Source organism: Chloracidobacterium sp. D (assembly GCF_018304685.1).
Classification (GTDB): domain Bacteria; phylum Acidobacteriota; class Blastocatellia; order Chloracidobacteriales; family Chloracidobacteriaceae; genus Chloracidobacterium; species Chloracidobacterium thermophilum.
This window is the reverse complement of record NZ_CP072635.1, coordinates 714,024-728,625: the sequence shown is the minus strand read 5'-3', so window position 1 is coordinate 728,625 and position 14,602 is coordinate 714,024. Positions and strand designations below refer to the sequence as shown.

Below are 14,602 nucleotides of genomic sequence, written 5' to 3'. Positions count from 1 at the left end.
GAGTGGTAGTACGGGCGGGTTCCGAACCCGCCCGTACGGGCGAGTGGCGAGTAGGTGGAAGTGGGGGATGTTTTGGGGGGTGCTCTGAGGCAGGCAAAGCCGTTGTTGTGAAGCCGAACGGATTGTCTCCCGCCGTCGCTGGTCGTCCGCACTCAGCCGGTGTTTGCGGATAGTCGTGTTGCCGGCGAAAATGACACCTGAATAACAATCCAGGTAGCTTTGGCGGCTACGACAGAACAAGCCCACCAACAAGGAGAACAACATGACCGAAACGATTGCCCGCACGTTTCCGGTGACGGCCGTCCAGTCCAAATTGCCTGAACTTCTGGCTGGAATGGCTGGCGGCGAGGAGTTGATCCTGACGGCTGATGGTGTACCTGTCGCCGTCATCAAGCGCTTGGAGCGCACGAGTTGGCCAAGTGTTCCTGGCACAGCCAAGGACCGCTCGTTCTGGATGTCCCCCGATTTCGACGCCCCACTTGAAGACTTCGCGGAATATATGGAATGAAGTTGTTACTTGATACGCATACGGTGCTGTGGTTCTGGTGGGATGACCCGCAACTGGGGGCAACGGCCAAAGCTGCAATCTGCAATCCGGCGAACCAGAAGTTCGTCAGCCTTGTCTCGCCGTGGGAAGTCGCTATCAAGGTCAGCCTGAAAAAGCTCGACATCGGCGGATCGTACGCCGGATTCTTCCGCCAGCACATGCTGCGCACGTACTTTGAGTGGTTGCCATTCCGCGATGACCACTTCAACTGCCTGACCACGCTGCCATTCCACCACCGCGATCCATTTGACCGGATGTTGGTTGCTCAGTCGCTGATCGAGGGCATGCCGCTCCTCAGCGCCGACACGATTTTCGACACTTACGGCGTAAACCGCATCTGGGACTGAGGAATGGGTGTGAGTAGCGAGTGGCGAGTAGCGAGTGGTGGGTAGCGAATGGCGAGTGGCGAGTGGGAGATGTTTTGGGAGTTGCTCCGAGCAGGCGTGGGGAGTGGTTGTTCTGACGTGTGAAGCTGAATGAATCGCCTCCTGCCGTCGCTGCTTGTCCACACTTAGTCAGTGTTTGCGGATGGTGGCGCAGGTTTGCCGGGGTAAGCCCGTAACCGGTTCTGTAACCAGTCGTGATGCTTTCAAAGCTGGCTTCCCGGCAAACCGCATAAACTGCCTTTGCGATGGAATTCAACCGTTTCTCTCACTTGTCGTTGGCCTTGATTTTTGCTGCCCGCTCCTCAAGCTGCTCCGCCTCGGTAATCCGCTGCGTCGCACGATAGAGTAGCGCCAGGTTTCTGAGGCTCGTCGCCACATCAGGATGGTTGGGTCCCAATGCCTTCTCCCGGATAACCAGTGAACGCCTGTAGAGCGGCTCGGCTTGGGCATACTGCCCTTGGGCATAGTAGAGCCGGGCCAGATTGTGCAGGCTCTGCGCAACAGCGGGATGGTCGGAACCCAGGGCCTTCTCCCGGATGGCCAGCGCCCGCCTGAAGAGCGGCTCCGCCGTGGCATACTGCTCTTGGTCTTGATAGATACCAGCCAGGTTGTGCAGGCTCGCCGCCACATCGGGATGGTCAGGGCCTAGAGCCTTCTCTCTGATAGTCAGTGAACGCCTGAAGAGGGACTCCGCTTGGGCGTACTGACCCTGTTTGGCATAGAGCATGGCCAGGTTGTTCAGGCTCGTCGCCACATTGGGATGGTCGGAGCCCAAAGACTTCTCCTTGACGGTCAGCGCACGCCTGTAGAGCGTCTCCGCTTGGGCATACTGACCTTGGTCCTGATAGATACCAGCCAGGTTGTGCAGGACTGTCGCCACCGCAGGATGGTCGGGTCCCAAGGCCTTCTCCCAGATGGCCAGAGTGCGCTTGTAGAGAGGTTCTGCTTGGGTGTACTGACCTTGGTCGGCGTAGAGCAGGGCCAGGTTGTTCAGGCTCAGCGCTACATCGGGATGGTCAGTCCCCAAGGTCTTCTCTTGTATGGCCAACGCGCGCTTGAAGAGCGGCTCCGCTTGGGCGTGCTGACCTTGGGCATAGTAGAGTCCAGCCAGGTTTCTCAGGCTCAGTGCCACATTGGGATGGTCAGGCCCCAGGGTCTTCTCCCCGATGGACAATGCGCGCCTGAAGAGCGGCTCCGCTTGGGCGTACTGACCCTGTTCTCGATAGAGGTCAGCCAAGTTGTTCAGGCTTGCCGCCACATTGGGATGGTCGGGTCCCAGGGCCTTTTCCCAGATGGCTAGAGCACGCCTGTAAAGCGGCTCCGCCTGGGCGTACCGACTCTGTCCTCGATAGATTTCAGCCAGGTTGCTCAGGTTCGTCGCTACGTCGGGATGGTCGGGTCCCAGGGTTTTCTCCCTGATGGCCAATGTGCGCCTGTAAAGTGGCTCGGCCTGGGCGTACTGCCCTTGGGCTTGGTAGAATCCAGCCAGGTTGTGCAGACTCGCCGCCACATCGGGATGGTCAGGTCCTAAGGCCTTCTCCAAGATAGCCAGCGCGCGCCTGTGGAGCGGCTCCGCCTGGGTGTACTGACCCTGCTTGGTGTAGAACAGAGCCAGGTTGTTCAGGCTCTCCGCCACATCGGGATGGTCGGATCCCAAGGCTTTCTCCCGAATAGCCAGCGCGCGCTTGTAGATCGGCTCTGCTTGGGCGTACTTCCCTTGGGCACGGTAGAGTCCAGCCAGGCTGCTCAGGCTCGCTGCCACATCGGGATGGTCGGGACCCAGGGCCTTCTCCAAGATAGCCAGCGCGCGCCTGTGGAGCGGCTCCGCTTGGGCGTACTGACCTTGGTCTCGATAGACGGCAGCCAGGTTGTTCAGGCTCGCCGCCACATCGGGATGGTCAGGACCCAGGGCCTGCTCCCTGATGACCAATGAGCGTTTGTAGAGCAGCTCGGCCTGGGCGTACTGCCCTTGGGCACGGTAGAGTCCAGCCAGGTTGTTCAGGCTCATCGCCACAACCGGATGGTCGGGACCCAGGGCCTTCTCCATGATGGCTAGCGCACGCCTGTAGAGTGGTTCTGCCTGGGTGTACTGACCTTGCTTGGCGTAGAGCAGAGCCAGGCAGCTCAGGCTCGTTGCCACATCGGGATGGTCGGGGCCCAGGGCTTTCTCTCTGATGGCTAGCGTGCGCCTGTAGAGTGGCTCCGCCCGGGCATGCTGACCTTGGTCTATGTAGATACCAGCCAGGTTGCTCAAGATCGTTGCCACATCGGGATGGTCGGAGCCCAGAGTCTTCTCCATAGTAGCCAGCGTGCGCTTGAAGAGTGGCTCTGCCTGGGTGTACTGGCCCTGAACATAGTAGAGCGCGGCCAGGTTGTTCAGGCTCGTTGCCACATCGGGATGGTCAGGGCCCAGAGCCTTTTCCATAATGGCTAGTGAGCGCTTGAGGAGCGGCTCCGCCTGGGCGTACTGACCTTGGGCATGGTAGAGCGCGGCCAGGTTGCTCAGGCTCGTTGCCACATCGGGATGGTCAGGGCCCAGCACCTTCTCCTGAATGGACAGCGCGCGTTTGTGGAGTGGCTCTGCTTGATCGTACTGCCCCTGGTTGGCATAAATCATGGCCAGATTGTTCAGGCTCTGCGCCACATCAGGATGGTCTGCCCCCAAGGCCTTTTCCGTGATGACCAGCGCGCGCTTGAAGAGTGGCTCCGCTTGGGCATACAGACCTTGGTCACAGTAGAGTGTGGCCAGGTTGTTCAGGCTGGTCGCCACATCAGGATGGTCGGTACCAAGTACCTTCTCCCTAATAAACAGTGCGCGCCTGTAGAGTGGCTCAGCCTGGGCGTGCTGGCCCTGGTTTTGATAGATACCAGCCAGGTTGTTCAGGCTGGTCGCCACATCAGGATGGTCGGTGCCCAAGGCCTTTTCCCGAATAGTCAGCGCGCGCTTGTAAAGTGGCTCGGCCTGGGCGTACTGCCCTTGGGCATCGTAGAGTCCTGCCAGGTTGCTCAGGCTCATCGCCACATCGGGATGGTTGGGGCCGAGAGCCTTCTCCCGGATGGACAGTGCGCGCCTGTGGAGTGGCTCTGCTTGGGCATACTGACCCTGTTTGGCGTAGAGCATGGCCAGGTTGTTCAGGCTCAGCGCCACATCGGGATGGTCAGAACCCAAGGCCTTTTCCCGGATAGCCAGCGCGCGCCTGTGGAGCGGCTCCGCTTGGGCGTACTGCCCCTGAGCTTGATAGATTTCAGCCAAGATATTCAGGCTTGTCGCCACATCGGGATGGTCCGGCCCGACACGCTTCTCAGCTACCTCCAGTGCCTTTTTCGCAGCCACGAGGGCCTGGTCATATTTACCGGCCCGATAAAGCTCCGTTGCCTCTCGGTCGAGTGCCTCCCACTCGCTGCCCGTGTCTTGGGCGTAGGCTATCGTGCCGGTCAGGCACAACACGGCAGCCAGAGCTATCACCTGTATCCGTTTGATCATAGGTGCTCCTTGCAAAAAGCCAGCCAAGTTGAGGGCAGGCTGGTCGTCTGACTCACTGTTCAGGGTGTTGTGACATTTAGAATGGTTTTTTTCAGGTTGTAAACGGGTTTATGGCGAGTGGTGAGTAGCGAGTGGCGAGTAGGTGGAAGTGGGGGATGTTTTGAGGGGTGCTCCGAGCAGGCGCGGCAGATGGTGTTCTGGTTTGTTGAAGTAATGAATTGCCTCTGGCTGCTGGTCGTACACACCCAGCCGGTGTTTGCGGATAGTGGCGCGGGTTTGCCGGGGTAAGCCCGTACACCGGTCCCGTAAACAGTCGGGGCTGATGCTTTCAAAGCCGGCCCGACAAGCCGCATAAACCGCCTTTGCGACAGATTCAGCCGTTTCTCTCACCTTTTGGTGGCCCTGATCTTTGCGGCCCGCTCTTCAAGTTTCTCCGCTTCAGCAATCCGCCTGGTCAGGCGACAGAGTAAGGCCAGGTTTTCAAGGCTCGTTGCCACGTCGGGATGGTTGGAACCCAGAACCTTCTCCCTGATAGCCAGTGAGCGCCTGAAGAGTGGCTCCGCCTGGGCGTACTGACCCTGGATATCGTAGAGCCTGCCCAGGTTATTCAGGATCATCGCCACAACGGAATAATCGGGGTCTGTAGCCTTTTCCGTGATGGTCAGCGCGCGTTTGTAGAGCGGCTCAGCTTGGGCGTACTGACCCTGTTCCCGGTAGAAATCAGCCAGGTTGTTCAGGCTTGTTGCCACATCGGGATGGTCGGAACCCAGGGTTTTTTCCAGGATGTCCAACGCGCGCTTGAAGAGCGGCTCCGCTTGGGCGTACTGCCCTTGGGCCTGATGGGACTTGGCCAGGTTGTTCAGACTTGTCGCCACATCGGGATGGTTCAGCCCGACGCGCTTCTCGGCAACCTCCAGCGCCTTTTTCGCAATCACGGTGGCACGGTCATATTTGCCAGCCCGATAAAGCGTCCGCACTTCCTCAATGAGTGTTTCCCACTCGATGCCTGCACCTTGGGCGTGGGACGGGACACCGGTCAGGCACAGCACAGCCGCCAGAGCCATCACCTGCACCAGGTTGATTATTGGCACTCCTCGCAGATACCTAACCATTTTTCTCACTTGTCGTTGGCTTTGATTTTTGCCGCCCGCTCTTCAAGCTGCTCCGCTTCGGTAGTCCGCTGCGTCGCGCGATAGAGTAGCGCCAGGTTTCTGAGGCTTGTCGCCACATCAGGATGGTCAGGGCCCAAAGCCTTCTCGCGGATGACCAAGGAACGCCTGTAGAGCGGCTCGGCCTGGGCGTACTGACCTTGGGCGCGATAGATGCCAGCCAGGTTGTTCAGGCTTGTCGCCACATCGGGATGGTTAGGCCCGACGCTTTTCTCGGCCAACTCCAGCGCCTTTTTCGCAACTATGACGGCCTGGTCATATTTACCGGCCCGATAAAGCTTCCTTGCCTCCTGTTGGAGTGTCTCCCACTCACTGCCCGCGCCTTGGGCGTAAGCCATAGCGCCAGTCAGGCACAGCACGGCAGCCAGAGCCATCACCTGTATCCATTTGACCATAGGCGCTCCTCGCAGAAGGCCAGCCAGGTTGAGCGCCGGCTGGTTGCCTGTTCAGGGTGTTGTGAGATTTAGGATGTTTTTTTCAGGTTGTAAACAGGTTTATAGCGAGTGGCGAATGGCGAGTAGCGAGTGGTGAGTGGTGCGTGGCAATGAGCTTCTCTGTGCCGCCGATGGCCAGGACCTTCTCCGGGTTCCGGCTGCCGTCGTCAAATCGTCACGGAAACTCCAGTGGCGCAAACTGATGTTCCATTCGCCATTCGCTATTCACCCCTCTTCCACTCGCCACTCGCCATTCACCACTCGCCATTCACCATTCGCCACTCGCTACTCGCCACTCGCCATTCACAGGGTTCTTGAAAAAACGGGGCGTGGCGCGTCGGTTTCCAGATAGGCGTCGAGCGTCATGCAGATGTTGCGCACGAAGGGGCGTCCCAACGGCGTGACAACCAGGCGTCCGGCGTCAAAGCAGATGAGGCCGTCGGCTTCCATTTCACGGAAAGCCGCGCGCTGCCGCTCGAAGTCGTCCCGAAGAACGGCCACCGGAAGCTCCATGTGGCACATCAGGTAACGAATCGCCTCCCGCCGTCGCTGGTCGTCCGCACTCAGCCGATGGCCGCGCACGACAGGCAGCTCCCCCTGGTCAAGGGCCGTCTGGTAACGTCCCAGCCGGGCATCATTCTGGGCATAGAAGTCTTCCAGTTCGCTGATGCCGCTCATCCCAAAGGCAATGAGATTGGCCGCCGGACGCAGGGTGTAACCCATAAAGTTGCGGTGGAGACGACGCTCGTAGGCCGCCACGGCCAACTCATCGTCCTGGCGCGCAAAGTGATCCATGCCAATCCACACGTACTCGTGCGCCGTCAGCCGCTGGCGCGCATCGTCAAACATGGCAAAGCGGGTGGCGACATCCGGCAGGTCTTCCGTACGGATGTGCCGCTGGCGCGGACGAAGTTTTGGCACGTGGGCGTAGTTGAACAGCGCCAGGCGGTCGGGACGCAGTTCCAGAACGGACGCAACCGTATGCTCGAACGTGGCGCGGGTCTGCCGGGGTAGTCCGTACACCAGATCAAGGTTGATGCTTTCAAAGCCCACGTCCCGACAGGCGGCATAGACTGCCTTCGTGAGAGCTTCCGGCTGATGCCGGCCGATAGCCGCCTGTACCTCCGGGTGGAAATCCTGGACGCCCAGACTGATGCGCCGGAAACCGAGTGACCGGATGTGCTTCAGTTGCGCCGGCGACGCAATGCGCGGGTCAATCTCGATGGACATTTCCCCGTTCCAGTCCAGAACGAAGGCTTCTTCCAGCAGGCGTACGAGGCGCTCCATCTGGCGCGCCGTCAGCGTGTTGGGCGTACCGCCGCCCCAGTGCATCTGGACGACGCGCCGGCCGCGTCCGAGCTGTTCAACCACCAGCGCCACTTCCCGCGCCACCCGGTCGAGATAGGCATCCACAACTTCCGTTTTGCTGGTGACGGCATTGTTGCAGCCACAGTAGTGGCACGCCATGGCACAAAACGGCAGGTGAACGTAAAGACAAAGGTTTTGGGCGTCTGGCGTTTCCGAAAGCGCCTGAAGGGCCGCGCGGTAATCGGTCGCTCCAACCTGTTCACTCCACACCGGGACAGTGGGATAGCTCGTGTAGCGCGGCCCGGGGCGGCTATATTTTTGCAACAGTTGGTCGATCCTCATCGTCAGCCTGCTCCCTTTTGCCCAATGACACCAGCGGAGTCGGGGGTACGGTCTGCTCACGCGGCCCGCCACAGGCGGAGATGGAACCCAGGTAGTCCACGTCGGCACGCACCGCGCCCGGACCCTCGTTGAGCGCCGTGAGCTGTTCCCGGGTGAAGACCTTGGACGAATCAAAACCAAGGTCCACCTCAACCCCAAGCCCCTTGCGCTTGACGCGCCCCAGGTCATAGAAGCGTTTGGTGGCCGTCATCTTGAGAAACGCCTTGAGGCAGCCCAGCATGTATTTGCGCTTGAACGAGTCCCGGATGAAGGGATATTCCAGGAACGCTTTGCGGCTGTAGAACCTGCCGTACATCTTGAGCACCCCTTTGAGCACGTCCTCGCGTTCCATTTCATCAGGCTGCATGATGGGCGTGACGAAGTTGTAGCGCGAATAGTCGCGGACCTCGACGCGGTCCTTGAGTTCCTCGAACAGTTCCGAGAACGGCCACGGCGTGTACATGTTCCAGTTCGCCATGTCGGGATTCCAGTCGAGCGCCAGCCGATAGGTTTCCTGCAGGGTTTCGGGCGTTTCGTTCTCCAGCCCCATGATGAACTGCGCTTCCGCCACCATGCCGTTGTCCTTGAGAAGCTGAATGGCGCGCCGGTTTTCCTGGATGGTCGTTTCCTTGCGGAAGCGGTTGAGGTTCATCTGCGTGGCCGCCTCGGTGCCGAGCGAGACGTGAACCAGCCCCGCCCGGCGGTAGAGCGGCAACAGATCGGCATCGCGCAGGATGTCCGTCACGCGCGTGTTGATGCCCCAGTGCACGTCGAGCTTGCGGGCAATCATCTCCTCGCACAGCGCCACAAACTTCTTCTGGTTGATGGTGGGTTCTTCGTCCGCCAGGATGAAAAACCCGACCTGGTGCTCTTTGACGAGCGTTTCGATTTCATCCACGAACTTGCGCGGCGAGCGTGTCCGGTACTTGCGCCAGAACTTCCACTGCGAGCAGAACCGGCAGGTGAACGGGCAGCCCCGCGCAAAGTTCGGGACAGCCACCCGGACGTTGAGCGGAATGTAGATGTACTGGCTCCAGTCGAGCACGCTCCAGTCCGGCGTCAGCGAGTCCAGATCGGCAATCGGCGGATGGGCCGGCGTGGCCACGACGTTGCCCTCGTCACTGCGAAAGGCCAGTCCGCGAATCTCATGGCGGCGCTGGCGGTCATCCCCGGCCTCGATGGCGCGCAGCAGGTTGACGATGATTTCCTCGCCTTCGCCGCGTACGATGTAGTCAATCCACGGCGCTTCGGCCAGCACCTGCCCATACATAAAGCTCGGATGAATGCCGCCCAGGATGGTCACGGTGGACGGGTTGATGTCCTTGGCCAGTTTCAGGGTGTCCTGGGCCTTGTAAATCATCGGCGTAATGGCGGTGGCCATGACGACATCCGGCTGGTTGGTACGGATGATGTTGGCGACGGCTTCATCCGACAGGTCGAGCGCCATGGCATCCACGAAGCGGTAGTTGGTGTAACCGGCCGCCCGGATGGCCCCGCCAATGTAAGGGGCCCAGCTTGGCGGCCAGTTTCCAGCGATTTCTGCGCCGCCGCAGTGGTAGTTGGGTTGAAGCATCAGAATTTTCATGACGGTGCGTCCTCACAGCTTGGAACTGCCGACAGAAGATGAAGGAAAAGGTCGGGGTGGGGACGCGCAAAAACACAGGCTTGAACGAAGCCTTCTTTTTCCAACGTACAGCGGCGGAAAGGCAGGTGTACAATCTTTTCAGGCCTGCAAAGGTTTTATGTCAAAGGTCAAGTCAGCCGGACCCGGCAGAGGTTTCCGGCTGGAAAACCGCTGCCGTCACCCTACCGTCTGGTGCATTGCCGTGGTTCGCGCTACTTTTTGAAGGCGTAACAACTGTTTTGAAAGCCAAAAAACGGCCGATGCCAGGCATGTGTTGAACCGTCACCTTGGGCGTTGGCCGGCAGGTCGGCATCCCGCGTGACTGGCTAGTCTTGAGCATTTAGAGAAAGATTGCACTGTTTGCCGGTTTTACTTATGGTGCTGCGCCGTGTGAACAAGCCCAACGCAAACAAACTCATCAGTACTTTCCTGCGAGCCGATCTGCACTGTTATGATTCAGGGGCGAGCGAACTACTTCAACAATTGGTTCAAGAAGGCGACAGGCAGGAAGCTCTTCCCATACCAGCGTGCTCTCGCCCAAGGCGGGCGACTTCCCGAGTTGCTCGAGGTGCCGACGGGCACGGGGAAGACGGCTGCTGCAATCCTCGGCTGGTTGTGGCGTCGGCGATGCCATCATCAGGGCGAGACCGTGTGCAACGCGACGCCGCGCCGTCTCGTGTACTGCCTCCCCATGCGCGTGCTCGTGGAACAGACGCGCGCGTGTGCTGTCCGCTGGCTGAACAACCTCAACCTGCTCGCCGGCACGGCGATCTTCAAAGGCAACCGGCTTAAAAGCTACGAAGTCGACTGGAAGCAGCAGAACAAGATCGCTGTCGTCACGCTCATGGGTGGCGAGGCCTAGCGCGATTGGCGCGAGCATCCGGAACACGAGGCGATCCTCATCGGGACGCAGGACATGCTTCTGTCTCGGGCGCTTAACCGCGGCTTCGCGATGCCTCCCCAGGAGTGGCCGATCGACTTCGGATTTCTTAACGTGGACGCGCTCTGGGTGATGGACGAAGTCCAGCTCATGGGGCCGGGGCGCACGACGAGCGTACAGCTCCAAGCGTTCTGGGACGCTGCACCTCCGTCCCATGGGCTGCGCCAGACGCTCTGGATGAGCGCCACACTCGGCAGCCAGGCCGGCTCGCTCCAGCTTCCGAATTGGATGCAAACGCCTGAAAAGAGCCAGTCGCTTGCATGTCAGCACACACTTGCATGTCAGCACACAAACGCCGACCTTCAAAACCCGGCGTTCGCCCTGCGGTGGAACGCTCCTAAGCGCCTGGAACTGCACCTGGACTCCGCCGAGCCAGGCAAGCGCGGCTGGACCGTCGAGAGTCCCGGGCTGCTTAAGGCGATTTGCAATGAAGCGAATAAGAATAAAGCGAAAGAAAGACGCCTCGTGCTTGTCTTCGTGAACCAGGTCAAGCGTGCGCGCGAACTCCACGCTCGTCTTCAGAAGGCTGCCGCGGGGTTGGAGGTTCTCCTCGTCCACGGCCGCATGCGCCCGTGCGATCGGCACGCAGTCGTGAGCAAGCTCGGGACCGCCACACCTGCTTCCGGACGCATCGTCGTCACGACACAGGTCCTCGAAGCCGGCGTGGACCTCGACGCCGATGCGCTCTTCACGGAACTCTGTCCGTGGCCGTCGCTTGTGCAGCGGCTTGGACGGCTGAATCGCAGCGGCACGCGGCCGACCGCGCAAGAGGTCGCTTCAGGGACGCGAGAGCCCGCGAAGGCGGTGGTCTTCGAGCCACCGTGTCCCCCACAGAAGGATGGAGAGTCTGCATCCGATTACGAGAGCCGCCGCGCGCGAGAGCAGAGCTTACCGTATGAGCCAAATGCGCTCCAAGAGACACGAAAGCTACTCGACAGCGTCAAGGATTCTCACGACGGCTCCCTCTCGCCCGAGACGCTGTCGACTCTTTCGATCTCGCTCCCGCTCGAAGGACCCGTCCTCCGGCGCTTCGATCTAGACGATCTCTTCGACACCGATCCGGATCTGTCTGGTGGCTACACGGATGTAACGCCTTATCTGCGCGCCGCCGATCGCGACGTCGATGCGTACCTGCTCTGGCGGCGGATCGGGCGGCGGATCGAAGGTGGGCTCGATGCAGACGAGCAGGTGCCGATTCATCACGACGAGCTGTGCCCCGTGCCGTTCTACGAAGCGCAGGAAGCGTTCGCGGAACGCGAGGTCTGGATCCTCACGCTCGCCACTGGCCGGAAACGCCGCGCCGCGTGGCGGAAGGCGACAGGCCGTGAGATTCGCGCGGGCGACACCGTCATGGTCGATCGTGAGGCCGGGTGCTATCGCAAAGACGTCGGGTGGACCGCCAGGGACGCAGACAAACCGAACGTGATCATTGACCGCCGGGAGAAGGACGACGGCAAGCGCGTACGCGCCTGGGTCCGCCTCGACGGTGGAACGGCGCCGCTCGTTTGCGAGATCGACGAGCACATCGTGGGCCCACGCGCGCGGCTCGAAGATCGGCGGTGCTTCACCAAGGACTGGATGGAGCTCTAACCTCACCTGCTCCTCGCGGAGCAGAAGGCAATGGACCTCGTGGGAAGGCTCGCGTTGAATGGCACCGTCGGCGAATCTGTCATCCGAGCCGCGCGTTGGCACGACGTCGGGAAGGCGCTCGAGCGGGATAGAAACGGTACATTCACCCGGCCGTTTCAGGAGTACTTGCGGCGCGGCGGCACGGCCGTCGGGCCACATCCGCGCGGCAACGCTCTCTATGCGAAGTCCAACGGACGGAAGCCGGGCGATACCTCAGGCTTCCGACACGAGATGGCCTCGCTCCTCGCGTTCCTCCAGTCGAAGCACGTGGACGACGACCTCGCGGCGTTCCTGATCCTCGCTCACCACGGCAAGGTGCGGCTGCTTCCCGAGGCGTGGGACGATGATGACCCCGTGGATCTGTGTGGCGTGCGGGACGGCGACAGGATCCCCGCGGCCGCCTTACCCGTCGGAAATAACCCGATCGTGCTCAACACGAAAATCGTGCTTCCATCCCGCCAGCACCGGGGATGGCAAGAGCGCGTGCACAAACTTCTCAAAAAACACGGGCCGTTTCTCCTTGCCTACCTGGAAGGCCTCGTGCGCGTCGCGGACTGGAGGGCGAGCTGATGGCAGCGGTCGTTCTCGGCGGGGTCTCGCCGCGTTCGCTCGGCGATCTCCTCAAAGGCTTCGGCATCATGGCCATCGTGGGGGAGAACTGTCCGGACGCACTGTTCTGGTGGGACGACGCCTTTCACCTGGCGGTCGAGCGGCCCTGCGACGATGGCGCGGATCAGACGAAGGCGAGGCAGGCGATCGAGGATGTGGTGCGCGGCCACCTGCTCGGGTGGGGGAGTGTCGTTGCGGAGGCGTTCAAGCCCGTTCGCGGCGACAAGAAGAAGGGCCTCGAACGGCAAGATTCGAAGCTCAAGCTGCGCGATAACCATGATCGGTTCGAGCCCCAGATTGCGGCATGGGCACGGGCGATCGCTCTTCCCGACCCGGACAAGGAGAAGACCGAACCGCACCCGCTGTTCCCGGCCCATGGGCAGGAGGGCAGCGGCGACTACTTCTCCCAGGTCGAGAAGGCAGTCGAGGCGGCCAGAGGTGCTCCGTTGGACATCGCGTGGTCGCTCTTCGCGGAAGGGAACCCCACACTCAAGAAGGGGCTCGACAGCGGCTATCTCTTCTTTCCCGAGCCAATGAAACGCTACGCGACGGGCATCGCGAAGTGGGTGCAGGATCGCGCTGCGCTCAGCCCATGGTGCTTCCTGCTGGCAGTGCGTGGGGCTGTGCTTTTGCGTGGCAGCCTTCGTCGCCTCCGCTGGGGTCGCCGCGCGTACCCCGCGTTCCCGTTCGTGTTCGAGGGCTCGGTGGTCGAGCTCGGGAAGGGCAAGTTCTTCCGGAACGTCGAGATCCACCTCCCCACGTGGAACGCCGACTGCCCTCGGACGCTCGCGGAGTTTGAGGTCCAGATGCGTCAGTTCCAGGCACGTCTGTCAGGCCGGGGCTTCGCCGCCACCGCAGCAGAGTTCCGGGCGGCGGTCGTCGGGCGTGGCCCCGGTGCCGCCTTCGACACCTTCCATCGCTTCGTCCTCGAAGGGCGCCGCCCAGGGAAGGGCCAGCGGATGCGTCAAGGCATCCCACGCGGTTCGACGCGCGTTGGGGGCAAGGGCAAGGAACACGCAACGCTACGGCTGATGCTGGCACCGCTCGCGGAAACGGGATGGTTCGACCAGTTCAGCACGGATCGTTTGCGCGCGGAACGTGCGCGCGCGGAGGAGGCCATCCATCGCGCAGTCGATGAGCCCGGGCCCGATACGTATCGTGGCATCCTCAAGTCGCTCTGGGATCTCAACCAGGCGCTTGTTGTGTCCGGTGCCCTGCGCCGGGACCTCGAGGACACACGCCGGAAGCCGCGCCCACTGCCACCGCTCCCGGCGCTCCTATGGGAGCGTGCACTCGGGAACGGGCCAGACCCGGCCCATCGACTGGGACGTGCCATCGGTTCGATCCTCGGGGTTCGAGCCGAGGGTGCGGTTGTCGGGCCCATCCTTGAGCACATGCTCCCGGTTCGATACCGCTGGGACGACTGCGCCTGGACGGTTCCGGAATCGCCTCCGTCGCGTTCTCTCCGGTGGTCCGGCCTGAACCCCCTCGGTGACTTCGGGGACCTCTTCTGGTACCGCTGGCTCGACAGTGCCGAGTTGCCGAAGCTGCCGTTTGCCGCCGCGCGCTTCGCGCGCCTCGCCGACATCGCCGCCCTGCTTCGTGGTGACGTGAACATTCGGGAGGTCCATTGCCTCGCTGGTCTTTACGCGCTTCTCGACTGGGAATCGTTGGGAACCGGGCGGGGTGAAGCGTCAGGTGCATGCGTTCCTGTGCCGCCGTCGTACGCCGCGCTCCGTCTGTGGCTCGAGCTGGGCATCGATCCGCCGCCGGAGTCGCGGCCCCCGCGCGACGGCACTGTTGCGCGGCTTCTCTCGTTGGGCAGCGCCAGCGAGGTCGAGAGGACTGTTGAATTGGCGCTCCGGTGCCTGCGAGTCAACGGACTCCCTTGGAGCACGAATCCGAGACCGACCGGAAAGGCTGTTGCGCGCTTCGCCGCGACGATCCCGGGTGACGAGGCAGCGCGAATGCTGCTCGCAGTTCTCGTCCCCATCTTGAAAGACGACACGCTCGCCCTATCGCGGCGTCTCTGGGTGCCGATTGACGAACAGGAGCCGGACTCTAGCTTGCCGTATAGTACGCGATAGTGTA

At 61.4% G+C, this 14,602-nt stretch carries 12 protein-coding genes; 7 read left to right on the top strand and 5 right to left on the bottom strand.

The genetic code is table 11. The features are described 5' to 3' along the window. The first annotated feature begins 262 nt into the window (after positions 1-262). Both J8C01_RS14180 and J8C01_RS14175 read left to right on the top strand, forming a co-directional pair. On the top strand, positions 263-508 hold the full coding sequence (locus J8C01_RS14180; protein WP_014100879.1) for a type II toxin-antitoxin system Phd/YefM family antitoxin: 246 nt from the start codon (positions 263-265) through the stop codon (positions 506-508). Next, positions 505-894 (top strand): type II toxin-antitoxin system VapC family toxin, encoded by a 390-nt coding sequence (locus J8C01_RS14175; RefSeq protein WP_014100880.1) that lies wholly within the window; start codon positions 505-507, stop codon positions 892-894. The genes J8C01_RS14180 and J8C01_RS14175 overlap by 4 nt, the downstream gene beginning before the upstream one ends. A gap of 304 nt (positions 895-1,198) precedes the next feature. Here the strand turns inward: J8C01_RS14175 and J8C01_RS14170 are convergent, their stop codons facing one another. From J8C01_RS14170 to bchE, 5 genes are all read right to left on the bottom strand, one after another. Next, positions 1,199-4,417 (bottom strand): tetratricopeptide repeat protein, encoded by a 3,219-nt coding sequence (locus J8C01_RS14170; protein WP_249355506.1) that lies wholly within the window; start codon positions 4,415-4,417, stop codon positions 1,199-1,201. Between the two features lie 386 nt (positions 4,418-4,803). Further along, positions 4,804-5,508 (bottom strand): tetratricopeptide repeat protein, encoded by a 705-nt coding sequence (locus tag J8C01_RS14165; RefSeq protein WP_249355505.1) that lies wholly within the window; start codon positions 5,506-5,508, stop codon positions 4,804-4,806. Positions 5,509-5,534: 26 nt separating this feature from the next. Further along, complete coding sequence (locus J8C01_RS14160; RefSeq protein WP_211432855.1) at positions 5,535-5,981, bottom strand: tetratricopeptide repeat-containing protein; 447 nt, start codon at positions 5,979-5,981, stop codon at positions 5,535-5,537. A gap of 342 nt (positions 5,982-6,323) precedes the next feature. Next, positions 6,324-7,670 (bottom strand): oxygen-independent coproporphyrinogen III oxidase, encoded by a 1,347-nt coding sequence (hemN, locus tag J8C01_RS14155; protein ID WP_211432854.1) that lies wholly within the window; start codon positions 7,668-7,670, stop codon positions 6,324-6,326. Beyond that, the gene (bchE, locus tag J8C01_RS14150; RefSeq protein ID WP_211427075.1) at positions 7,639-9,294 is read right to left on the bottom strand and encodes a magnesium-protoporphyrin IX monomethyl ester anaerobic oxidative cyclase; all 1,656 of its coding nucleotides are present in this window, start codon (positions 9,292-9,294) and stop codon (positions 7,639-7,641) included. Before bchE ends, hemN begins: the two co-directional genes overlap by 32 nt. Positions 9,295-9,332: 38 nt before the next feature. On the opposite strand from bchE, the gene J8C01_RS14145 reads away from it, so the two are divergent. The 5 genes from J8C01_RS14145 (at position 9,333) to csx17 (ending at position 14,598) form a co-directional block, all read left to right on the top strand. Beyond that, positions 9,333-9,611: a hypothetical protein gene (locus tag J8C01_RS14145; RefSeq protein ID WP_211432853.1), complete on the top strand. Its 279-nt coding sequence runs from the start codon at positions 9,333-9,335 to the stop codon at positions 9,609-9,611. Between the two features lie 173 nt (positions 9,612-9,784). Further along, the gene (locus tag J8C01_RS14140; RefSeq protein WP_211432852.1) at positions 9,785-10,195 is read left to right on the top strand and encodes a DEAD/DEAH box helicase; all 411 of its coding nucleotides are present in this window, start codon (positions 9,785-9,787) and stop codon (positions 10,193-10,195) included. Positions 10,196-10,249: 54 nt separating this feature from the next. Beyond that, positions 10,250-11,863, top strand: coding sequence for a helicase-related protein (locus J8C01_RS14135; RefSeq protein ID WP_211432851.1), 1,614 nt, complete (start codon positions 10,250-10,252; stop codon positions 11,861-11,863). 30 nt (positions 11,864-11,893) lie between these two features. Further along, positions 11,894-12,472 carry a hypothetical protein gene (locus J8C01_RS14130; RefSeq protein WP_211432850.1) on the top strand — a complete coding sequence of 193 codons (579 nt, stop codon included), beginning with the start codon at positions 11,894-11,896 and terminating at the stop codon, positions 12,470-12,472. Continuing rightward, positions 12,472-14,598, top strand: coding sequence for a type I-G CRISPR-associated protein Cas8g1/Csx17 (gene csx17 / locus J8C01_RS14125; protein WP_211432849.1), 2,127 nt, complete (start codon positions 12,472-12,474; stop codon positions 14,596-14,598). The genes J8C01_RS14130 and csx17 overlap by 1 nt, the downstream gene beginning before the upstream one ends. Positions 14,599-14,602: the final 4 nt, after the last annotated feature.